Source organism: Maribacter litoralis, from assembly GCF_902506355.1.
GTDB lineage: Bacteria > Bacteroidota > Bacteroidia > Flavobacteriales > Flavobacteriaceae > Maribacter > Maribacter litoralis.
Genome location: NZ_LR733271.1, coordinates 3850256 through 3874342, shown reverse-complemented (window position 1 = coordinate 3874342; position 24087 = coordinate 3850256). Strand labels below are relative to the sequence as shown.

Below are 24087 nucleotides of genomic sequence, written 5' to 3'. Positions count from 1 at the left end.
TACTAGTTTATGAAAGTCCTCCCGGACTTTCTAACTCTGATTTGTTTACTGGTTTTAATGATTAAATCACGCAACTTTTCTTATACCACAACGATAACGAAACTACTCCTACAAACCACCTATTTTTAAGTTTTAGATTTAAAACGTAAACGCAATCAAAAATCCATGCAAATCTAAGCGTAGTCGAGTACCTAAGTACATTGTCAAATCTCACTGTAGTAACTCCAATTACAGCATTCACTTATTTAAAAGATGCATTCGCTGAATTTATTTGATAAACAACAGGCACTTAAATAGATTTAGTAAAAAAACACGTTGGTCACCAAACACCATCTATTACTGTTCTGTTGTCTTATTATTACCACCCAAGCCTACACCCAATTATGTGAAGGGAGTTTGGGTGATCCCGTTGCCGAGATCAATTTTGGTTCCGGCACTAGCGTAGGTGCAGCTCTAGGTACCGCAATTACGGCTTTTACCTATAGCAGTTCTGGAGAATTGGACGAAGGCGAATACACCATTGCAAATAGTACCAGTGGTTTAAAAGGCAATGCATGGCACGTAACAGGTGATCATACGGGCGATACTAATGGATATATGATGGTCATTAATAGCGCGGTACTTTCAGAAGAGGGTGTTTTTTACAGAAAATCCGTCACCGGGCTTTGTGGTAATACTACCTATGAATTTTCGGCATGGCTCATGAATGTAATGAACCCAAGTGCGGGTACCGATGAATACCACCCAGATGTTACCTTTAGGGTCAGTGACACCTCGGGTAATATTCTAGGATCTTATAATACTGGAGATATACAACAAACAGCAACGGGTACTTGGGTGCAGTATGGCTTCTTTTTTACCTTGGATAGCGACACCGAAGTGGTCATTACCATTCTCAATACCGCACCGAGTGCACACCCGGGAAATGATATTGTTTTAGATGATATTACATTTAAACCCTGCGGACCAACAATTACGAATTCCATTGATAATGAGTCAGGCACCAACTTGGTGGTTTGCCAAGATGCAATAGTAGACTATACTTTTAAAACGGAAATATCTGCAGGATACTCAGACCCACGTTTTCAATGGCAGTTTTCTGATGATTATGGTGATAGCTGGAATGATATTGCAGGAGAAACCACCACCGATTTTCATTTTACGGATACCAGCACAGCAGGCGATTATTTATATCGGGTAAGTGTAGCAAACGGAGATAATATAAACAGCACTACTTGTAGAATAGCATCAGATGAATATTATGTAGAAGTTTTAGAAAAACCAGAAGCATTGGTAGGTGAAAGCGAGCAATTTTTTTGCACCACGCAATACCCAACACTTCAAAATATAGAAGTCAGTAGCTCAGCCATTTGGTACGATACTTTAAATGATGGGAATATTATACCTGAAACCACCAGTTTGGTTGATGGCAATACCTATTATGGCGCACAAGAGACCGTTAATGGTTGCGAAAGTGAAGAGCGAATTGCCATAACCGTACAAATTGTAACACCATCTTTAGCATTGAACGATATCACCATTGATGTTTGCGACACCGATAATGATGAAGTAGAATTGGTAGATGTTACGGCATACGAATCAGAATTATCAAATTGTACGGACTGCCAATATAGCTACTACAGTACGCATACAGGTGCAGAAAATGCTGTTGCGGAAGATGAAATAGCACAAGCTACGTCGTATATGTGGAATGTTGAGAATCCCACAGTGTATGTCCGTATTGTTTCGGGTGACAAATGTTCTCAAGTTGCGGAAATCACTCTGAGTCTAATCAAAACGCCCATCATCGCATTAGGTGATTATATAGGATTATGCGAAGCCGATGAGAGTGTCACCATCGATGCCGGCTTTGGATTTGATAATTATGAATGGTCCACCGGGGAAACTACGCAGACCATTACAGTAACTACGGATAACATTGGAGCCTATTGGGTTAGCGTAACGGAAGACCACGGCACGTACTCTTGCAGTACCACCAAAAATTTTGAAGTGGTATTATCTAATGTTGCAACCATTTCCAATTTTGATATTCAAGACTGGACAGCCAATAACAACAGTATTGAAGTAATTTTATCTGATACCAGTCTGGGCGATTACGAGTATTCCCTAGATAATTATAACTACCAAGACAATGCCTTGTTTACCGACTTACTACCGGGAGAATATACGGTGTACGTAAGAGATAAAAATGGTTGTGGTATTACCCAAGACCTTGCATATATTTTATATTTCCCGAAATTCTTTACCCCAAATAATGATGGCATCAATGATGAATGGGTTATAGACTATGCAGATACCGAACCTGCTTTGAGCGTTAAAATATTTGATAGATATGGCAAGTTCCTAAAACAGCTGAACGGAACTTCTTCTTGGGACGGCACCTATAACGGGCACACCATGCCAGCATCTGACTATTGGTTTGTAGTTACTCGTGATGATGGTACTAGTTTAAATGGGCATTTTACATTAAAACGGTAGGAGTTAATTAGTGCTTGGTTTTCAGTTGACACTATTAGTATTCAGTATTCAGTTTTTCATATTCTGTGCCGGCATCATAGTTATATATCAATTAAACAGATAGCTTCGTTACGGTCACTTTGACGAATAAAAACATCTTTGCGAGGAGCTTTTCGCGAGGTAGCAATCTGTTGAAGATATGTTTCAGTGTTGAGTAACAGTTTTCAGTGTGCTGCCTAAGTTATTAGTACCACTGTCAGTCTGAGCGTAGTCCATGACTCTTGATAGTTAAAAGAATCATTCCGTGGTCCTAAACCTTCGACTTCAATAAGGCTGACACTACGTTTTTTGAGAATGTCACTTTGAGTGGCTTTTTGGTTGAAGCATCGCGAAAGCCAAATAGTTGTATCGAGAACCTTGGTACACAAAAGGGTTCTCGATACTAATTTCTCGTTCCTCGAAATTCACTCGAACTGACAATTCAATAATGGAATATTCTCGTATTACAAATAAACAGATAGCTTCGCTCCGCTCACTATGACAAATAAAAACGTCTTTGCGAGGAGCTTTTCGCGACGTGGCAATCTGTTGAAGATATGTTTCAGTGTTGAGTAACAGTTTTCAGTGTGCTGCCTAAGTTATTAGTACCACTGTCAGTCTGAGTGTAGTCCATGACTCTTGATAGTTAAAAGAATCACTCCGTGGTCCTAAACCTTCGACTTCAATAAGGATGACACTACGTTTTTTGAGAATGTCACTTCGAGTGGCTTTTTGGTTGAAGCATCGCGAAAGCCAAAAAGTTGTATCGAGAACCTTGGTACACGTAATGGTTCTCGATACTAATTTCTCGTGCCTCGCAATTCACTCGAACTGACAATTCAATATTGGAATATTCTCGTGTTCCAAGTAAAAAGATAGCTTCACTCCGTTCGCTATGACGAAAAGCTGAAATCAAATATTGATGTATCTGCAACAGTTTTGCTTTGGTCAATCTAGTTTTATACATTTGAATGACTTTAAAAACAGCTATGGAATACGCAGAAAATATACTTGAAACAATTGGTAATACTCCCCTTGTGAAAATCAATACGCTTACGGCGGAATTACCTTGTTTGGTATTGGCTAAGTACGAGACATTTAACCCTGGTAACTCAGTTAAAGACCGTATGGCGTTAAAGATGATCGAAGATGCCGAAGCTGATGGTAGACTAAAGCCTGGTGGAACCATTATAGAAGGAACCTCTGGAAATACGGGCATGGGACTGGCATTGGCTGCCATTGTAAAAGGTTACAAATGTATTTTTGTACTGGCGGATAAACAGTCGAAAGAAAAGTGCGATATATTACGTGCTGTAGGTGCACAAGTTGTGGTTTGCCCAACCGCAGTAGAACCAGATGACCCTAGATCTTATTATTCGGTTTCCAAAAGATTGGCAGAAGAAACTCCAAATAGTTGGTACGTAAATCAGTATGATAACTCTAGTAACGCAAAAGCGCATTACGAAAGTACCGGACCCGAAATATGGAAGCAGACCGAAGGTAAAATCACTCATTTTGTAGTGGGTGTGGGTACCGGAGGAACCATATCTGGCGTTGGCAAATACTTAAAAGAGCAGAATCCAAATATTAAAGTTTGGGGAATAGATACATATGGTAGCGTATTCAAGAAATACCATGAAACGGGAATTTTTGATGAAAAGGAAATCTACCCATATGTAACCGAAGGCATTGGTGAAGATATTCTGCCAAAAAATGTGGACTTCAGCATTATAGACGGTTTCACCAAAGTAACCGATAAAGATGGTGCGGTATACACGCAAAGGTTGGCAAAAGAAGAAGGCATGTTTTTAGGAAATTCCGCTGGATCTGCCGTTAAAGGCGTGTTGCAGTTAAAAGAACACTTTACCAAAGATGATGTTGTGGTGGTATTGTTTCATGACCACGGTAGCAGGTACGTAGGTAAAATGTTCAATGATGAATGGATGCGCGAACAAGGCTATATAGAATAGCCCTGCCCTACCCAGTTTTAAATACTTTCAACAAACTTTATAAAGACCTCTTTATGGCGTTCTAAATCCATATTTGGAGAAAGTGACACACGTGCTATATAATCTTTATCATCCTCTTTGGTAGTACCTTGTGTAGATGTTGCCGGTATTGTCCAGTAGCACCCTTTCAACTGTCCGTAACTAACACAGTACTTACTTTCATTAGGTATTTCAGTTATCATTAAATGAATCAACCTATCGTTCATTTTTCTTTTATACGCCTCCCTTTCTTCTGGGGTATTTCCTTTGGTAGGCAGATCCAATGAAAAGACAGATGGGGTAAACCCTTCTTCTGCCAACTCATCGGAAACAAAATTGATTTTAGCCGCTGGCAACGTCTCTGCAATGAACTGTACAAACTCACGCGTATTGGCATACGCATCATTAATTCGTTGGTTCATAGATGGCATTTGCTGCGCAAGAATTTCCAATTGTAGGTCTGTTGCTTCATTATCACAAAGATCAAGATGCAATGCTATTTTATTCATTAAGTCCTCTCCCTTTATATTGGCGATGCAGTAACCAGCGGTACATTTACCACCACTAGGAAATTTAGATCCGCTCGCAAATGAAATGGTTCTAACGGAGGAAAGAATATCGTCATCCCCTAAAAAATGGACATTAGGGCAAAACGTTTGATCCAAAATAAAAACAGGATCTAAAGCCTCTCCTCCACTTGCAGTTTTTCGTTTTGCACTTAAAACCGCCCTTAGTTTTTGAAGGTCGGGAACTTCAACTCTCGGGTTTGTGGGTATTTCTGCAATAATATATGGTATGGCATCCTCTTTAGCGATTTGCCCTAAAACGGTATCGATACTTTGCACCATATCATTATCTCCGTCTACCAGTAAATCCACAATTTCTATGGCATCACTACAAGCGGCAACTCGCCTAGCCTGATCATTGGTACCACCATAGCAATTTGGCGGAACAACGATTTTAATCGCCTTATCCTTATAGTTTTCTAAAGCATAATCTACCAAGCCCATCATAATGGCATATTGAATGGATAGTCCGCTAGACGCCACCAATGGGTTGGTTGTAGTTCCACAAATCTCTCTAATTAATTGGTGCACCTTCTCTTTATGTTCTGCGAAATGATGATTTTTATTTTCTACGGATGTACCTTGCACGAGGGACTGTAAGGCACTAAGGCAGTTTGCGGGAGTCATGGCAACGGTTTCCCTACGTCTAAAATGTTGAATATCTGAGATGAACTTTTTGTTTTCATCTCCATTAACCATTAATACACTACCTAAATGATCGTACATATGTACATAAAAATCTATGTTCGACGCTAAGTTCGATTTGGAAATTTCATCTTGTTGAGCAATGAAAATGGTGCTACCATCAAAGGAATCAACATTTACGGGGTCATCTATCTTTTTCAGTTCAAACGAAAAGCCGTAAACCGTTTTTAGCACATTCAAATCAAAAGAACCGGGCAGCTCGTTCACGTAAGTAATAAGTGTATTTCTATGTTCTAAATGATTTTTTCTTAGGATAGCTAAAACAGGAGCAGTTTTAGACTGAAAACTGATGACCTGCTCAGCTGGCAACCCGTTTAAATTACCAATTACCCATTCTAAAACACAAGACAACGGGTGACCCAATCGAATATAGTCATAGGCAGTTGGTAAATTACTCAAAGCAGCTACATCGGAATTCCCTTCCTTCGCTAAATCAATAAACTGATATAAAAATTGAACTTTTGCCAATTCCTCATTATAAATATCCAACCGATGGGTCGTTAGGTTCAACCAATCTTGTGGCATATGTTCAATGACCTTTGTAATACAATTTAGCATTTTATCCACTTCCATTCTTAGCATTTTTAGATAGCACGAAATTACGCAATAATTGGTGTTATTTTAAGTATTCAACTAGCAGGATCAGTTTACAGTTATTAGTTTTTAGTAGGCAGTGGTAGTTGGCATTTTTAATTAACCATTTCGTTAATAACTTGATTACAACTCATTATGTAAGTACTTGCTTTCAATTTTTGAAAGAACGAACTTCGTTATCATCCGCTAAAAAGAATTGAAACTCTTCTTAGCTCCACGTTGTGCACAATATAAAAACACCAATAAGTGATAAAAAAGGAGTTTGAAAAATTACTTAAGAAGTATGATAAAAAAATTGTAATAGACAAAATTATTGATGGTAGATACCAAACCTTAAATAATGATGGAACATCACTACATCGCCATATTTTTTATCAAATTGTCTGGATTGAAAACGGTTCAGGAGTGCATATAATAGAGAACAAAAAGTATGATTATACAAGCGGAACTATTTTTCTTTTAGCACCTTATTACTTACACAAAATAACATACAATAAAGACGTTCAAGGTTATGTTGTTAGTTTTTGCGATAGTTTATTAGACAGGTTTCAAAACAGATCTACACTTCTTTTTCATAACATAGACAAAGCATATATCAAAGTTTCTGCTAATGAAATTAGTCTCTTAAATGACGAATTTAATTTATTAAATCATTATTCAAAAACAAACACAAGTACATCACCAAGCATAATACAGAATTATCTGCATATTATTCTAACCAAAATAAATGCATTTAATAACATAAAAGAAAAAAGCACTGTACAATCTCATACAAATAATACTAAATTATTGGAGCAATTTGTGCAACTTGTTAGGGTACATTACACCAACGAGAAACAGTTGAGCTTTTATACTTCTACATTGGCAATTTCTCAAAAAAAACTTAATCTAGCAATTCGTAACATTACTGGACTTACACCTGCTAAATTTCTGGAAATCTATATACTAAATGAAGCCTCTAGAATACTGCGTTATAGCAATTTAAGCATTAAAGAAATAGTAGCAGAGCTCGGTTATTCTGATAGTTCATATTTTATAAAAGCTTTTAAAAAACAGTTTAAAAAAACACCAATAGAATATAGAAAATCGGCTGAATTAAACTTAAATACCAAATAATACCATAACTATCCTTAATTGTCATATTTATAGTCCTACTGAAAACTGAAATTTGTAAAAAATTCAAACCTTAAGTTTTCTAGTATGAACAAATCTATCTTTTACGTTTTAGTTTGTGTGTTTTTATGGGCATTAATTCCTGTTGTATCTAAATTAGGGCAAGATGGATTGGATAACCATCAATTTCTTTTTTGGTCTAGTCTATCATCATTATTGTTTTTTTTTGGAATAGGCATTTATAAAAAAAAGATAAACCATTTAGGTAAAATTTCTAAAAAAAAATGGCTAAAAGCCATATTATTAGGCTTTTTGGGCACTTATCTTTATTACGTTCTACTATATTTAGGTTATGCGAATGCACCAGGAATGGAAGTTCTCATCGTCCAATATTCTTGGCCTATTTTAATTGCCATATTATCGCTTATCATTTTAAAAGAAAAACTTACTTTCCCAAAAACCACGTCCATTCTTTTAGGCTTTTTTGGAGTCTTTATTGTGTTAACGAAAGGAAATTTCCAGCAACTTAAATTTGAAAATTTAAATATTGATTTAATCGTATTCTTTGGAGCATTCGCCTTTGCCTTATTTTCTGTTTTAAGTAAAAAAATCGAAATGGACGATAATTCACTATTAACAATATATTTTTTGACTGCAACTGTTGCTTCATTTATATCTATGAACATATTTTCGGGGTTTAAAATACCTGAAATAAACACTATAATTCCAATTCTTATAAATGGTTTTTTAGTGAATGGACTTTCATATATATTTTGGATTAAAGCTCTCAAAATGGGAGAAGCCTCATTTATAGCACCATTTGTTTTCTTAACACCAGTTTTGTCCTCAATATTTTTGATTGTTTTTTTCAATGAGCCATTTCATACAGCATACCTAATTGGAATGTCTTGCGTAATTCTTGGAGGATTATTGAACGCTAGAAAATAAAAGAAAAATACTGTGCACAACACCGTATAAAATTAATTGCTAGTTCTAGCTTACTTACGAAAGTCCTCGCGGACTTTCTATCTGTGATTTATTTGCTAATTTTAGTGCTTAAACCACGCAACTAATCTTATACAAACCAGATAACGAAACTTATCATCACTTCCTATTCTTCTCCTCAATCTACTTACTCCTAAACTTTGTTGCCATCATAGTTTGGTGTTATAATAGAAAATAAGCTAATATTATAATCTAAAAATGGCTATACTCAGTTGAGATTTATAGCAAACCAATATATTTATAATAGCTCCGTTTGATTATTATGAAAAAACTTATTCTAGTATTAATTCCAATTATATTTGTTGTCATTTCTTGTTCCTCAGATTCATCAGAACCTGTTGTGTCAGAACCGGAATCAGAAAATCCTACGGAAGAAGAACCTATTGAAAATGAAATTTATTTTACTTTAAACGTAGATAATAATTATTATTCTGAAAATAGCGAATCTTGGTTAGTTGTAAATGATGCCAATAACGGTGATGTTTTAGACTATATCCAAATAGACAATGGAGCTTCTGTACATTTTGAAAAACCTACGACAACCGCTATTCATGATAATAATATCAGCTTAATTAATGTTCGGAATTATGAAGGAAATACATATATAAGTATTTCAACATTTTCTTCTGTAAGTGACGGTTCTATATGGAATTTAGTATCTGGAACTCCAGTAGATTTTACATCAAGGGGAGATGCTATAGGTGCACTAAAAATTAATGCTAACAATTTGAATTCTCCAGCTTCCTATACTTTATCAAATAAATATGGATCTACTTTATCAGGCGGTTTTAGTGAAACCACAGTAAATCAGGTTACGAATATCGAATTTGAAAACATTCCTCTTTATCAAGAGAATCGTTACTTATTTTCAATTTATGATACTAATGGAGATGCAAAATATAAATTTTTGGATGACCTAACCGATGGTGCAACTATAAGTTTTAATAGTTCAGAATTACAAAGTTATGACGAAATTGTACCGTTATACTTACCTAATGGGGGCGAATACTTCTGTAATATTGTTGGTTTTGAAGAAAATCAAGCCTACAATGAAGGAGGTGGTTATCTTTTAAACTTAATGTTACCCTTTAATAATGACAAAATAACCTCAAACAATATCAATTTAGGATATTTAAATACTCTCGATAAATATATAACTACATTAAATTACACAAATGGTAATTTCGATTATCTATTTTTAAAATATGGTGATAGACCCGTTGGATTTCAATTAGCGGATATTGACTATTGGAATGTAGATGTAACTAATGATGCTATAAATAATTTTCAATATAATGGTCCTTCTTCTAATAGTTTCAACAGACAAAGTCACCACTTCCAATCTTCCGTAGGAACTAAAGATGTAGACTATGTAGAAGTTAACTGGAATTTAAACCAAGGAAAATATTATTATGATTATAATTACGAATTACCTGAGGAAATTTTAAATAAATATCCTGATTTAGAAATTGATAATCTTAATTACGAAGGAAGTTCATTTTATTTACATGAATATAATTATTTAGAATATATTGATGCTAAGTACGAAGAATATAATCCAGATTTTCTTTTAGATAGAGAAATAATTAGTATAAAAAATTAGATTCAAATTTAAATATTACACTTTATTCTTCTCCTCAATCCACTTACTCATAAACTTGGTAGCAGTCATGGTTTGGTGTTGTAGCAAAGCTCCTGTAAAATTTTGCTTTCTATGTGTAGCTAAATCTTTTTGAAGCTGTTCTACTTGCATTACTAACATATTTTCTAAGCTTGCTTTAGCATATAACGTATTGATTAAAGTCCTGGCTTGATCTTGGGAATTTTGCCAAGTAAGTTGCGTTGTGTACAATCGAATGGCAGCTTCCACAAAAGTGGTATGGTCGTTTTCAACGTAGCCGTTCCAGTCAAAAATACCGTGCATGCCTTCGGCACCAATAGTTGTGGTTACACTGGGTGTGCCGTTTTGCATAGCCGAAAGTAGTTTACCTTTAATTCCCGCGCCAAAACGTAGCGGAGCTAGACATACTTTTGCCGATTGCATGACTTCATTTACATCTTCTGCCCTACCGTGTACATGAAATCCGGTTGCAGGGTTATTCATTTCTACAATTTGCTGTGGTAAATAAGCACCAAAAATATGCAATTTAACTTCTGGTAATTGTTTACGAATTAATGGCCATATAATCGATTTTAAGCATTTGACCGCATCAATATTGGGCGCGTGTTTTCCGCCACCTATGAATACAAAATCTTCTCTTTCCTCAAATGTTTTCCAATTCGTTTCAGTAGTGATTTCATCGATCATAAAAGGAAGTAACAACAATAGACTTTTATCTATGTTGAATACATCTGTCAATAGTTCCAGCTCATAGCTAGAAATGATCAAAGAGAGATCGCAGCGATAAATACTGGCAATTTCCCGTTTGGTTTTATCATCTGCCAACCAAGCATCTGTAGTAAATGGAATATCTTTTTTAAAGCATTGCTCACGCACATGACGTAGAGAATGTAAATCTTCAGTATCTAAAATACGAAGTGCATCGGGACAGTTCTCCGCCACACGCCACCCAAACTGTTCTTCGGTCAAGAAACGATCGAACAACACCACATCAGGATTCAAATCTTTTGCAAAAACATCAAAAGAACTATCATTTATTTTGATATCTGCCGTTTGGTAACCCAAAGCATTCAAATCTTCTGAATACTCAGACTTAGTAGCTGCGGAAGCCACAGTAATGCCGTACCCTTGTTTTTTAAATACTTGCAATAATTGCATCATACGAACCCCAGCAGCCGTAGAAGCAAGTTCGGGCCATACGAGTGCGATTACGAGAAGGGTTTTAGGATGTTTTTTTAAGTTCAAAGTCCGAAGTATTAAGTACAAAGTAAGGGAAATGGTTGTTGGTTGGCAAGTTTTTAGTTAGCAGTATCAGTTGGCAGTGTCAGTGCTCAGTGCTCAGTAGGACCGCGTCTTTGCGAGGAGCTTTTCGCGACGTGGCAATCTGTTGAATTAAAGTAATTGATAAACCAAAAAGTACGATTGTCACTTCGAGTGGCTTTTTAGATGAAGCATCACGGAAACTAAAAAGTTGTATCGAGAACTTTGAAACACGATAGGGTTCTCGATACAAATTTATCGTACCTCGAAATTCACTCGAACGGACAAGCAAGGTACGAAGTATTAAGTATAAGGTGTGATTTTCAAAGTACTACGTAGGAATTGAGAAAATAGAAAATAGATTTTTTTGTGTTATAAAATTTAGCAAAGCTAAATTTTTAACACCATCAACGGACAACCATCAACGGACAACCATCAACGGACAACCATCAACGGACAACCATCAACGGACAACCATCAACGGACAACCATCAACCATCAACCATCAACCAACAACCAACAACCAACAACTAATCCACAGAAATACCAATTTCATCAAGCACTACTACTCCGTACTCTGTTTGGTCAAAAATAAATGTGATTTTACTTACCTCTTCTAGAGTTAACTCAGGGTTAATAGAAGAGAATTTCTCTAATGGCAAGTGATATGTCTGCAATTGTACTTCCCAATCTTCACCTATCATATCTTTATCCAAGAATTCAAATTTTGTAAATCTTGTTTTTAACGGTTTTGTAATACCTTTTACCTCACTTACTTTATAAGCACTTGTTTGTCCCGCTTTATCCGTAAGCTGAACGGTAAAATCCAGTTGCGGGGCTTCTCTTTTATTTTCTTCCGAATCAGTCTCTTTTTCTTCTTCCGTAACATTGATATCTAACCATTCGTGATTGCCTGCACCAAGTGTAAACTGCAGGTTATAATTGGACGCGAATGCGGTTGAATCATTATCCGATAGTACAATTTGGTATTCAGCCTTATCCGACGTTACCGAATTTTCATAATCCCATCCCAAAACAACGGCGTTGTTTTCTTGGCTGCCTTCATCACGGGTAGGTAAATTTTGTTCTTTCCATAAAGCAACATGGGTAGCTTGTAATACCGCGCTATCAATGGCGGTGGTAATATCCAAATCCTCTTCAAAATCGGCAATAGTATGAAAATTGGATGATTCAAAAGAAGTGAGGTAATGCTCTACGGGCAGCCATTGCTTTGCTACCGAAACGTTTTTAAAAATAGAACGGTATTCTTGATTACCTTTTAAAGTAGCCTCGGCAAAAGAGCCGATAAATACTTTGGCAGCTTCTTGTTGCTGCTCTTCTTTAAGTAGCGGATTTAAGTTCAACAACCATTTTGATGGCGCACCAAAATCTGAATTTCCCCAAGTGGAATTAAACTGACCGTGATTGGCATGATGAATATAGACACCCGCCTTGAACCTGTTTACAGAATCGGTATATTTTAGACGGCGATAAGGCCTCATTCCCCAAAAGCTCACTTCATCGGCATCATAAGAACCTTGTATGCTTAAAAAATTAATGTTGTTGAGTATAATTTTACGATTATATCTGTAATCTGTGGGAGCAAGCGCCACTACCCCTTTGATTCCAAAATTGAAATTAAATTTTTCTTTTGCCAGATCCGGAAAATAAGGTAACGGATTATATGCCGCCGCAATGGAAACCGCTTCGCCACCACGCGAATGTCCGATCAAGATAATATTCTCCATATCCACTTTTTGCGCTAATTCGTGACCATCATCATTGTTCCAGCTTCTCCATTGTTCCAAATGCTTTAATAGCAACCATGCTCGAGCAGGCATTTCTTTTCCTCTAAAATCACCCGACCAATGTCCGTTTAAAAAATTCTCATCGACCGATACCGCTATAATTCCCCTACTCGCCAATAAACTGCCCAAATAGCCATAGCCATCATCAGAATAATCGATCATATTATGATTTCCATGAACAATTAGGGTCAATGGAAATGGTCCGTCACCTTCGGGCATATACACTCTACCGTTGAGGGGAAAGTTTTCTGCCCCGAACCCCCAATAACTTTCGCGCCATTTTTTCTTCTTGCCCTTCCACTCAGGAATCAACCAAGAACCATCTACGGTATTCGTTTTAAATTTAATACCGGTTGAAAATTCTTCCCGTTGTTCATCGCTACCACTACCATAGGTAAACGTATTGACGGAGTACGAACCCAGTATTGCAGGATTCTCCATATTGACCGTTTCAGGAGGAAAAGACTCATCTTGGGTAAAAGCCAACGGTACATCATTTATATATGGATCTTTACCTGTACCTGCCAATTTAAAGAATACATAACCTGCGCCAACCAATAAAATCAGCAATGAAAAACCTGTAAAGAAGGTTCTTTTTCGTTGAAATCTATAAAGAGCTATGCATAATAAAACACCGAGGCTAATGACCCCAGTGTAAAATAAAGTAGGCCAACCGAAACCGATATATTTTAGAATAATGAAAACAATGATTGCACTAAGAACGGCAGTTATTGATTTCAGCGGAATTTGCTTTAATCCTTTACCCAAAAAATTAAAAATACCGTATACAACTAGGTTAATTAAAAGACCAAAAATAATGGCAATGAGCATCATAATAATAGGATGCCACCCGGTTAGAAAGTGATAACCGGCAATGCCGTAAAATATAATGGTTAAGAGTAAGGTAAGGGAAAATAAGCGGTTTTTCATTCGTTGAGAGCGTTGTTGTTCAAGCTCTTGAAATTAACCAACTTATTTCAATATAGATAATCAGCGGACCATTTTTCCAAATCTTATAAAATACGGTATGATAGAATATAGAATTGCTAATTACATCAATTCAAAATCATAATACCCAATCATAAACAAAACCTACATCTTGGCAGCAAAAAGCTTGGAAATCTTAGAGCGTAATTTACGTTCATAATCTTCCTCTAACCACTCTTTGTAATTTTTGGTATTATTCATAATGCAATATGAATATTGACGAACCCGATATTGAATTTCCTCTTTAAGTTTTTTGGCGAGAATACGGGCATCAAAAACATCTTCTGAATTTTCAACACATATTTTGGCATGCTGCTCAATACTCTTTTCGAGTACAAGTTTAGATTTTTCGCCGTTGGCAAAACTCTTTTTGTATTCCGCTTTGATATCAAAATCTATGTCGGTTGATTTAGAAAATTCAGCACGTAATTCCGGTGGCATTTCATAAACGAATTCGCGTTCAATTTCCTCGTCATTTTTAATATTCTCCAAGTAAAAATCTGGAAAATGAAATATTTCTTGCCAGTCAATACCCGCATTCCAAAGTCCGAAACGGGCAATATTGTTACCCATATCAATAACGTTGAACTCTTGCTTATTAGGAAGGTATCGAGAGCCACGACCGATCATTTGAAAATAAAGGGTAAGCGAACGTGTAGCACGGTTTAAAATAATGGTCTCTACACTAGGCTCATCAAACCCGGTAGTTAAAATACTTACTGAAGTTAATATGGCATCGGGAGTTTCTTTAAACCACTTAAGAATCTCTTTTCGTTCTGAAGCGTTGTTTTTATTATCTAGGTGCCGAATGTTATAACCGGCTTTTCTAAAAGTTTCACAGACATACCTTGACGTATTTATACCGTTGTTGAAAATTAAGGTTTTGGTACCTTTCGCAATTTCATTGTAAGCGGTTACCAGCTTGTTCAACATGCTGTGGTTACCATACAGTTCATCTGATGATTTTACGGTATAATCACCACTAATACCCAATTTTAAGGTTTGTAGGCTAACATCATAATTATACATATTGGCCTTTGCCAAAAACTTTTTCTGAATAAGGGATTCAATAGACTCGCCCACGATCAACTTTTTATAGTTGTCTTTCATGGGGAGTTTTATATTGGAACTTAAAGGAGTTGCCGTAACCCCAAGAATTACCGAGTTCTCAAAATATTTAAAAAGCTTGCGAAAAGAATTGTAATGGGCCTCATCAATAATAACCAAACCAATATTATTGATTTCAATCTTTTCTTCTTGCAACCTGTTATTCAGCGTTTCAACCATGGCAACAAAGCACATGAACTCATCTTGGTCTTGCCATTCTTTTACTTCGCTGTTTATTATTTTGTTCTTTACCCCAAAACCATTCAACATTCTAGACGTTTGTTGACTAAGTTCAATACGATGGGTAAGAACAATTACTTTTTTATTTGTCTTGGCTATATAGCGTTTGGCTATTTCTGAAAATACCACTGTTTTACCTCCGCCTGTAGGCAATTGGTACAGCAGATTAGAATTATCACCGTTTTCATCTAGATACTTAAAAATAGTATGTAGATCTTCCTCTTGATAATCGTACAGGGTCTTCTCAGTGGTCTCTTTATGTAACTTCAAAAGGTTTGTAGGCGTTTATTTAGATTAATAATGCAAAAACCTTATAAAATTATGAGAATTTTATGGGTATAGGAAATAAAAAACTTTAAAACACAATTTTAGTATCCCTTGTCAGTATCCACAAGATGCTGCAATTTTTCACCGGTATCTAACCTTTTATAGTTTTCTACAATTTGTGGAATTACCGAACTAGTGTCCGATACACTTGCGTAATGAGGTGTCATGTGTATTTTATGATGGTTCCAAAACCAATGGTCTTTTGGTAAAGGTTCTGTGTGATACACATCTAAACAAGCACCCGATAAATAACCCGAATCTAAAAGTTCCAATAGGTCTTCGTCAATTAAATGCCCACCACGAGCCACATTGATTAGATACGCATTTTCAGGTAGTTGAGACAATAGTTTTTTGTTCAAAATACCCTTAGTAGCATCGGTTAACGGTAGTAGACATACCAAAACATCGGTAGTTTTTAAAAAATCTTGTTGTTGCTCTTCGCCATTGTATGTGTTGACCCCATCTATATGTTTCTTGCTTCTGCTCCACCCTTGTACCGAGAACCCAACGTTGGCAAGATCGGCCGCACAAAGAGCGCCTAATTCACCCAATCCTAAGATACCCACGGTTACATCTTTAATACGCATATATTCCTTTGGTTCCCAAACATTGGCAACCTGATCCAATTTATATTGATTTAAATTTTTAAGATGCGCCAGAATTACGCTCAATACATGTTCAGACATGTCGCTTGCCAAGTAGGGATCTACAATTCGTGTAATTGGAATGTTTTTGGGTCGGGTTTCGTCTTCAAAAATATAGTCTACCCCTGCACCTGCAGATGCAATACATTTTAAGTTCGGATAGTTTGCCAGAGTACCTTTAGGATGCTTCCAAATGCATGCCATGGTAATTTCTTCTTTTGGGTGCTCTTCTAAATAGCTGTATACCTTTAGCGAACTATTCTCTTTTAGCAATGCATTCTTCCATACATCAATCTTATCGTCTTGTCTTATAATTACAATTGCCATATGCTAATCTATAATATCCAAAGCCTTTGAAAACTCTTCTTCCAGCGGCCATTTTTGGTTTTGTGTTTCAGTGTATATTTTTAGGATGCGCTCTTTAAAATCAGTAAATACGCCTTGCACGCTTGTAAAATGAATAACCTCGGTAAAGGAATTCAACATGCTTTTATAAAAAGAATCTGGCACATTTTTCTCCATTGAAAAAGTTTGGGCTATCTCTAGATTATAACACATAACATCTGCAATGAGATGTGGGTCTACACCTAGTTTTACAAAATGCTTTATAAATTTTTGGGCAACAGATCTCCTTGCTTTAGGCCTTCTTCTTTTTAGAGGAAAATACTCATTAGAAATCTTGGCCTTGGCGTCTTGTACTAGTTTGTCCTCTTTAGGGTTGAAGGCAAAATCGTAATATGTTTTTACGGTAGGAAATTTCTCGTACAACTCCAGTATCTGCTCTTCCAAAGCCTTTTTTGGAAGTTTCGATAAATATGTTTTTAATGCCCTTTTACTCATAAATATGTGCAGTAAGACACCAAAAATACGCTTTACCGATGAAAGGTCATAAATCCTTAAATCTGTGTTAAAGCTTATAAGTCATGTAGAACTATAATGTTATTCATTAGGTTATTACGATAAAAAATGCTATTATGTAAACTTGTACAACTTCTAAATTCCATACACACATATGAGGCAACTAAAGATTATCAAGCAGGTAACGAATCGTGAATCGAAATCACTGGATAAATACTTGCAAGATATCAGTAAAATTGATTTGATTACAGCGAATGAAGAGGTAGAACTAGCGCAGAAGATTCGAGAAGGTAGTCAAGCAGCTTTGGAAAAATTGACCACGGCCAATTTAAGATTTGTGGTTTCCGTAGCAAAACAATACCAAAATCAAGGTTTAAAATTACCAGATTTAATTAACGAGGGTAACCTAGGTTTAGTGAAAGCCGCAAAAAGATTTGATGAAACAAGAGGATTTAAGTTTATATCCTATGCCGTTTGGTGGATCAGACAATCAATATTGCAAGCTTTGGCAGAACAATCTAGGGTTGTTCGTTTACCATTGAACAAAATTGGTTCGATAAACAAAATAAAAAAGACATTTTCTTACTTAGAGCAGGCACATGAGCGCCCACCATCTCCAGAGGAAATTGCAAAAGAGTTGGAAATGACCGTTTCTGAAGTAAAACAGTCATTAAAGAATTCTGGAAGACACGTATCTATGGATGCTCCATTACGTGAAGGTGAAGATTCTAACCTGTACGATGTATTACGTTCAGGAGAGTCTCCAAAACCAGATAACATTTTATTGCAGCAGTCATTGAATACAGAAATCAATAGAGCATTAGATACTTTATCTCCAAGAGAGGCAGATGTAGTGAAGCTGTATTATGGTATTGGTGACCAACAATCTATGACTTTGGCAGAGATCGGGCAAACGTTCGATTTAACAAGAGAACGTGTTAGACAAATTAGGGAAAAGGCAATCCGTAAATTGAGACATGCGTCTAGAAGTAAGTTACTTAAGACCTATTTAGGCTAAATATAATTTTTGTTTTAAAAAAGAAAGCGCCCGTTTTATACGGGCGCTTTCTTTTTGCTTTTTATCTGATCCTAAGAATAGGATAGTTTATTGATATTGAAATTAACCAGAATACTATTTAAATCCTGGATAAAATTTTGGTAGGATGAAAAATCTTGATTTTGATGTGCCATTGGTTTAAATTTTTGGTGTTTTGGTTTGGTTTATCTTACATGTAATCCAACTCAGCTAATTCGTTGATACTTAAAATCTCATTTAAATCTTGAAGAAACATAAGGTATTCTTCACCGTAGGTGTCGTAAAGCATATTGTAGGTTTAAAAGTTAATTTTAATTTGGGTCTTCATATCTTGATAGTAAATATATAATGATGTTAAGCTTGTAACAACAAAATGTGGTGAACCAATTTAAATCTGTTGTAAAACCTATAGAAATATGTTGTTAAGCATTAAAAACTCTTCGAAGTCTGGGTTTTATTAGGGTTTCATGAGTGCAGTTCATCCCATTTTCTAGGTATTTTATCGGTATTTCTTTTAAAACCTTGTTATTAGGTCGTCAAATTTCAGTTATTAGTGCCAAGGCGATTTTAAGCCATGGTTAAGAAATATTTTAGTTTTAATTAATATAATTCACTGAAATTCAAATAATTATCCTTTTACAATACCTTGCATGTTTTTTCGTTTTTAATGTAATCTGTTAGGAAAGTACTATTCTTATACCTTTAACACTATAAAACGATACTTAAAATGATGTGTTTCCCCAATATTATGACCAAGAGTACATTTAAATACCTACTGGTTTTGTTCTTTATAGGATATCAAGTAAACGCACATACTATAGAAGCTTTTCATTTATACACGGATCAAGTGTTAAATGAAGAACTGGTACTTAATAGCCATAGTTTTAATACACATCAACGTAGTACCTTTTCTTATAGTTCACAGACCGAAGCATTGGAACGTGGTCTTACCATTGTGCACCTTCAAGCAAATAATAAAATAGAGTATAAGACTTTTGATACATATGGCAGCGAACAAGATGTAGTAGATTTCATCACCATACTTACCCAAATGCTAAATGCCGAAGCTAGAGTAGCCATTTTAGCACATGACTCCGCAGCAGCAAAACTGGCACGTTTTCAAAAGGAACTAAAAACCTTAGGTTTACCACAGTTGAGTTCTTTGAAGGGAAGACAAGCATATGTTATGCATAATCTAAATGGTCAAATTTTTGAGCAAGTAGATGATAATTCAATTCGTATACAAATAAGTGCCCCTTCTGCCATAGCAGATAGCACAATTTACTTTCCTAGGGAAGTTTACGAATTTGAAGGAAATATTGATAGGTATATTGCCCATGCAGGTGGTGAAATCAATGGTGTAAAGTCTACCAATTCTAAACATGCATTAGATGAAAACTATAAAAAAGGATTTAGGTTCTTTGAATTGGATATTATCGAAACATCGGACGGTAAACTTGTTGCCGCCCATGATTGGAACATGTGGGCACGTTTTACTGACTATACGGGTACCTTACCCCCTACTCACGCCCAATTCATGAAACAGAAAATATATGGTGATTATACCACTCTAGATATGGTTGGCATAAATACCTGGTTCAAGAATCACCCAGATGCTACCTTGATTACTGATAAAGTGAACGATCCAATTGTTTTTGCAAATGCCTTTGTTGATAAAGACCGTTTAATAATGGAACTATTTAGTGTTATGGCTGTAGAGAAAGCATCTGAGAACGGTATACACACTATGATCTCTCAAGAACCTTTAATGGCAATTAAGGGAGATAAGGTAAATTTTCTAAAAGTGAACAATGTAAAATATGCAGCAGTTTCCCGTAGAATAATCTCCAGTCAAAAGAAACTAATGCTACAGCTAAGAGATGCAGGCGTTAAAGTGTTTGTTTTCAATGTAAACTTTGATGCCGGTAAAGACGAGCAATATGTTTACGATAACGAATTAGGGCTTGTGTACGGCATGTATGCCGATAAATGGATCGCAGATATGGGTTCTAAAAATTAAACTCGTAGGTAAGTCCCGCTGAAATGGAATAAAAATAACTTCCGGGATCAAAAGATTGTTCTTGGCGCAGCACACCTACATTGGTTCTGTAAGCGTTAATATTATTTTTGCTGGTGAATTGATATTCAAAACTTAAACGTTGGGATTCTATATATAATAAAGTTTCTGCAAGTAATTGGTCACCCGAAGTAAATTGACGCAACTCCGGAGAAAACCCTACTCCCACATTTATTCCCATGAAATTTTCCGCATCCTTTAAATACTTACGTATAAGTAAATTACCAGATACGTTGGTTAGGTTATCCGACTCAGGGGTTATGTAAGATCGTAAAGAAAAATAATAATTGCCCGTATAATACCCCAAAGAATTGGTAATGGATTTTACATCTTTCGTTGCAAAATTTATAAATCTACCTCCTGCAGAAAATTCAATTCCGCTTTTATGATTATAATAAACATCACCACCCATTTTATGATTTGGGTATAGTTCAGATTCGGAATAACCATAATTTAAATAGGCATAAACACCTTTGGCTATTTTTGGATAGAGATCTAGATCTAACTGAATTCCGTTTTTACCTAGCCTATTACTATTATTTATTCTTGGTATTACTACACCATAAGGAGTTTGTCTATTATAAGAAATACTCGATGTTGTTATGGGATCAAAACGTTTGTCATAGAAAGTAACCGAACTGTTTACCGAAACGGTATTCTTTAATTGCTCTTCGGTAACAGGTGTTTTATGTACATTTTCGGGGTTTTGTACCGTATCTTTAGCGGCTATTGTATTAGAATTTTTTACTTGTTCTAACGGGTTGCTATTAATATCACTCTCAACATTATACCAAGCTTTTTCTTCGTAATCAATACCATTGACACCGTCAAAGGCTATAGTTTGCAATCTTTGTAGCTCTGCATCATCTGTTATATGTAATAATCCCTTATTGGAGAGCCCCAAAGCGGTGTGGTAATTTTTGGCATAGAGTTCATTTTTAACGGCTGCTAACCATGCTTCCCTATTATTTTTGTTCTTTATCAATATTTTATTGAAAGCAAGTCTAGCTCCATCGTAATCACCTCGCCAACTTAAAGTTCTTGCCCATAGCAACGCTGTCTCTACTTCTGTAGCGGGCTCGTTGATCAAGGTGTAAAGCATATTATGCGCAGTATTGGTCTTACCCTCATACGCCTGTGCGTAAGCACTTTCAAAAGAAGGGTTACTGTACGGTGATTCTTGCCCATTTACCGAGGTAATGAGTAGTAATAAACATAGCGATACAATATGTAACCAAGTTTTATTCATTATTCTACAGATGCCAAAATGTTTTTATCTTTTGCATTGGCACTTTTATATGTATTAATTCCCGCTTTTCTTGCTACATTTTTAGCTCTTGAGATTTTACTGGCAATTTCGCTAGCACTTGCACTATTCTCTTGAACAATATCGACCAATGCCAAACCTTCGGCATATTTATCGTACCAGAAATACACATCAAAAAGAGCTGCGTAAGAATCTATGTAATTGGGATTCATGGAAATACACTCTTTCAAAATCTTTACGGACTCTTCATAGTTGCCTTTCCAAATATGTAATCTACCGGTAAGAATTTTGGTATCTATATGGCTAGGAGATTCTGAAAGTATGTAACGGCACAGTAAAAGCGCATCGTCCCATTTCTTATCAAATGCTAAATTACGCGCCTTAAAAAATGATCTATCAAAATTACTACCGTCATAAATGCTGTTGATCCAGGTAATTTCTGCTGGCGTAAACTTTTCCTTTTGAACAGAGAATATGGTTAAACTATCTGGTATAATCTTGTTTTCGGTAGTTACATAATGGTTCACTGACTTAAAACGTTCCAACGATTTTTCAACCTCGCTGCCGCCAAAAGTAGAACTAATGTCCATGTTCTCATCCAGCTCCATAATATCGCCGTTCGTATATAGCTTCTCGTTACTGATATATTCCTTCAATTCGTTCTTGTTACGCATTAACGGAATATTTTTGGTAGACCTAAATGCTGTTTCCATATCAAGAGCACCTCCCATCCATGCTACTTTTTTAGGCATTTTCATTTCGTATGCATTATCCAACAACGCTAGAATAGACGGAGTGACATCAAAATGTGATGAGATAGAACTCATTTTGCGGGTCTTTTTCAGCATAGGGCTATACATAATCAATGGCACATGAAAACGACTGATACTGTTACGTTGTGGTATTGGTATAAGCCTGTGGTCACCGGTAATTATAAAAATTGTATTCTCATAATTTGGCTGTGACTTATACGATTCCATAAACCATTGTATAGCATCGTCTGTATATAACAGTGTGGCAAATACATTATTGTTTTTTTCTATGATTTTCGTTTCCCTAGAACCAAAAGCTCCATTATTCAAAATCTGATCTACTTCTGCTTCAAATACATCTTGATTTGGCGGTATAAACGGTTCGTGGGTACTTATGGTCATGTAGACTTCAAGTCTAGGTTGATTTTTGCTTCTGTCTAGGCTTATACTTTTCTTGAACAGTTCCTTATCTGGATATCCCCATGAGGAGCCAGCAGCGTCTTCCGCTTGCTGTTGATATTTGATGCCAAATCCTGATTTATCCAATATAAAATCAACATTCTCACTATTAAGAAATCTATCTACCTTATCAAAAGAGCTATTGGTACCTTGATAAAAAGAAGTATGATATCCATTGTTTTTGAGTACGCTGAACATGGTTAATTTATTTGGATACTCTTCTAGTTCCATAAAGCCACTTTTACCAAAAGGTAGCGACCCCAGTAATGACGGTAACACTCCGAAAGTTCTACCTGTATTGCTCAAAAAGTTTTCCCAGTAAAGAGATTTGGTCGTCAATGAGTCTAAAAATGGCGTAAACCCTCCAAATTCAGCACCTTCACCTACAAAATCACGTCCGAGACCTTCAACCATTATAAAAACGATATTCGGTTTATCTTCCTTTAGCTCAAAGTATTCTCCAAGTACGTTCTCAATAACCGGACCTTGAACTAATGGATATTCTTCTTGTGATGTATATGAATTATCTTCTGTACTGGTATTGTAAATGTTTACTGCTAAATACTGAACCTTATTCTGGTTTATTGGCTTGCCATCGGTAAACAATGAAGCCATAAACAAGCTGAACAATACAATTGTAAAAGGGTACATTCTACTGATTCTATGATAAAATTTAGAAGTAACCTTATATAAAACCCAAAAAAGACCAATTAAAAAAGCAATGGCAAAAAAGAGATATATTGAAATCATAAATCCGCCAGAATTGGCAAGGGTTATTTGCATATCGGCATAACTATACCCTAATAAGTCTGACCCTAAAGGCACCAAGGTTGAGCAATAATAAGCGATGAGTATCGCCTCGAAAATTAAGACAAGACCTAGCAATACAAAGACCAAATTAAAGCCATACCGAGAGCGTAAATTCTCCCAGAAATTAAAGGGAAACACCATAACGATACCCATTAAAGCGGTAAAACCAATTTGATGAACAACGGCTTTAATGAAACTAATAGAGAAAGTAGTATCTATAACACCTTTATAGTATAGCATACCATATTGAAAAAGCGTCAATACAAGCAGACATCCAAAAAAGGATATCATAAGCCGCGTATATTGCTTTAAGGTATATCTATCTATTTTACTTGTGTTCATTGCT

The 24087-nt window shown here is 36.0% G+C and carries 15 protein-coding genes; 7 read left to right on the top strand and 8 right to left on the bottom strand.

What is annotated here, in order from left to right; genetic code table 11:
- Positions 1–315 precede the first annotated feature (315 nt).
- Positions 316–2499, top strand: a complete 2184-nt coding sequence (locus tag EXIGUO8A_RS16340; RefSeq protein ID WP_159303976.1) for a T9SS type B sorting domain-containing protein — start codon at positions 316–318, stop codon at positions 2497–2499.
- Between the two features lie 1007 nt (positions 2500–3506).
- On the top strand, positions 3507–4487 hold the full coding sequence (locus EXIGUO8A_RS16335) for a PLP-dependent cysteine synthase family protein (RefSeq protein WP_159303975.1): 981 nt from the start codon (positions 3507–3509) through the stop codon (positions 4485–4487).
- Between the two features lie 17 nt (positions 4488–4504).
- Here EXIGUO8A_RS16335 and EXIGUO8A_RS16330 read toward each other — a convergent pair whose 3' ends face one another.
- The gene (locus EXIGUO8A_RS16330) at positions 4505–6349 is read right to left on the bottom strand and encodes a PLP-dependent aminotransferase family protein (RefSeq protein ID WP_159303974.1); all 1845 of its coding nucleotides are present in this window, start codon (positions 6347–6349) and stop codon (positions 4505–4507) included.
- Positions 6350–6616: 267 nt separating this feature from the next.
- Between EXIGUO8A_RS16330 and EXIGUO8A_RS16325 the strand changes: the two genes are divergently transcribed.
- From EXIGUO8A_RS16325 to EXIGUO8A_RS16315, 3 genes are all read left to right on the top strand, one after another.
- A complete protein-coding gene (locus EXIGUO8A_RS16325) occupies positions 6617–7486 on the top strand; it encodes an AraC family transcriptional regulator (RefSeq protein WP_159303973.1) in 870 nt (289 codons plus the stop codon).
- Between the two features lie 84 nt (positions 7487–7570).
- Positions 7571–8431: a DMT family transporter gene (locus EXIGUO8A_RS16320; protein ID WP_159303972.1), complete on the top strand. Its 861-nt coding sequence runs from the start codon at positions 7571–7573 to the stop codon at positions 8429–8431.
- 319 nt (positions 8432–8750) lie between these two features.
- Positions 8751–10091: a hypothetical protein gene (locus EXIGUO8A_RS16315; RefSeq protein WP_159303971.1), complete on the top strand. Its 1341-nt coding sequence runs from the start codon at positions 8751–8753 to the stop codon at positions 10089–10091.
- A 15-nt stretch (positions 10092–10106) separates the two neighbouring features.
- Here the strand turns inward: EXIGUO8A_RS16315 and EXIGUO8A_RS16310 are convergent, their stop codons facing one another.
- The 5 genes from EXIGUO8A_RS16310 to EXIGUO8A_RS16290 form a co-directional block, all read right to left on the bottom strand.
- On the bottom strand, positions 10107–11354 hold the full coding sequence (locus EXIGUO8A_RS16310) for a glycosyltransferase (RefSeq protein ID WP_236564505.1): 1248 nt from the start codon (positions 11352–11354) through the stop codon (positions 10107–10109).
- Between the two features lie 545 nt (positions 11355–11899).
- The gene (locus EXIGUO8A_RS16305) at positions 11900–14107 is read right to left on the bottom strand and encodes a hypothetical protein (RefSeq protein WP_159303970.1); all 2208 of its coding nucleotides are present in this window, start codon (positions 14105–14107) and stop codon (positions 11900–11902) included.
- Between the two features lie 162 nt (positions 14108–14269).
- Positions 14270–15781: a DEAD/DEAH box helicase gene (locus tag EXIGUO8A_RS16300; protein WP_116768995.1), complete on the bottom strand. Its 1512-nt coding sequence runs from the start codon at positions 15779–15781 to the stop codon at positions 14270–14272.
- Positions 15782–15879: 98 nt separating this feature from the next.
- Positions 15880–16809, bottom strand: a complete 930-nt coding sequence (locus EXIGUO8A_RS16295) for a 2-hydroxyacid dehydrogenase (protein ID WP_159303969.1) — start codon at positions 16807–16809, stop codon at positions 15880–15882.
- Between the two features lie 3 nt (positions 16810–16812).
- A complete protein-coding gene (locus tag EXIGUO8A_RS16290; RefSeq protein WP_159303968.1) occupies positions 16813–17322 on the bottom strand; it encodes a DUF6155 family protein in 510 nt (169 codons plus the stop codon).
- A 172-nt stretch (positions 17323–17494) separates the two neighbouring features.
- Here EXIGUO8A_RS16290 and EXIGUO8A_RS16285 point away from each other — a divergent pair, with 172 nt between their 5' ends.
- Together EXIGUO8A_RS16285 and EXIGUO8A_RS16280 are read left to right on the top strand one after the other, a co-directional pair.
- Positions 17495–18358: a sigma-70 family RNA polymerase sigma factor gene (locus tag EXIGUO8A_RS16285; RefSeq protein WP_116768992.1), complete on the top strand. Its 864-nt coding sequence runs from the start codon at positions 17495–17497 to the stop codon at positions 18356–18358.
- A 766-nt stretch (positions 18359–19124) separates the two neighbouring features.
- A complete protein-coding gene (locus EXIGUO8A_RS16280) occupies positions 19125–20396 on the top strand; it encodes an interleukin-like EMT inducer domain-containing protein (RefSeq protein ID WP_159303967.1) in 1272 nt (423 codons plus the stop codon).
- On the opposite strand, the gene EXIGUO8A_RS16275 is transcribed toward EXIGUO8A_RS16280, so the two are convergent.
- Entirely contained in the window at positions 20386–21702 is a 1317-nt protein-coding gene (locus tag EXIGUO8A_RS16275) for a YaiO family outer membrane beta-barrel protein (protein WP_159303966.1), read from the bottom strand. The genes EXIGUO8A_RS16280 and EXIGUO8A_RS16275 overlap by 11 nt on opposite strands.
- Entirely contained in the window at positions 21702–24083 is a 2382-nt protein-coding gene (locus EXIGUO8A_RS16270) for an LTA synthase family protein (RefSeq protein ID WP_159303965.1), read from the bottom strand. Before EXIGUO8A_RS16270 ends, EXIGUO8A_RS16275 begins: the two co-directional genes overlap by 1 nt.
- Positions 24084–24087: the final 4 nt, after the last annotated feature.

Bases quoted from the DNA above. Each gene is read 5' to 3' on its own strand.
- EXIGUO8A_RS16285 (WP_116768992.1), top strand. From the start codon at position 17,495: ATGAGGCAACTAAAGATTATCAAGCAGGTAACGAATCGTGAATCGAAA.
- EXIGUO8A_RS16280 (WP_159303967.1), top strand. From the start codon at position 19,125: ATGACCAAGAGTACATTTAAATACCTACTGGTTTTGTTCTTTATAGGA.
- EXIGUO8A_RS16330 (WP_159303974.1), bottom strand. From the start codon at position 6,349: ATGGAAGTGGATAAAATGCTAAATTGTATTACAAAGGTCATTGAACAT.
- EXIGUO8A_RS16270 (WP_159303965.1), bottom strand. From the start codon at position 24,083: ATGAACACAAGTAAAATAGATAGATATACCTTAAAGCAATATACGCGG.
- EXIGUO8A_RS16290 (WP_159303968.1), bottom strand. From the start codon at position 17,322: ATGAGTAAAAGGGCATTAAAAACATATTTATCGAAACTTCCAAAAAAG.
- EXIGUO8A_RS16315 (WP_159303971.1), top strand. From the start codon at position 8,751: ATGAAAAAACTTATTCTAGTATTAATTCCAATTATATTTGTTGTCATT.
- EXIGUO8A_RS16295 (WP_159303969.1), bottom strand. From the start codon at position 16,809: ATGGCAATTGTAATTATAAGACAAGACGATAAGATTGATGTATGGAAG.
- EXIGUO8A_RS16335 (WP_159303975.1), top strand. From the start codon at position 3,507: ATGGAATACGCAGAAAATATACTTGAAACAATTGGTAATACTCCCCTT.
- EXIGUO8A_RS16305 (WP_159303970.1), bottom strand. From the start codon at position 14,107: ATGAAAAACCGCTTATTTTCCCTTACCTTACTCTTAACCATTATATTT.
- EXIGUO8A_RS16275 (WP_159303966.1), bottom strand. From the start codon at position 21,702: ATGAATAAAACTTGGTTACATATTGTATCGCTATGTTTATTACTACTC.
- EXIGUO8A_RS16320 (WP_159303972.1), top strand. From the start codon at position 7,571: ATGAACAAATCTATCTTTTACGTTTTAGTTTGTGTGTTTTTATGGGCA.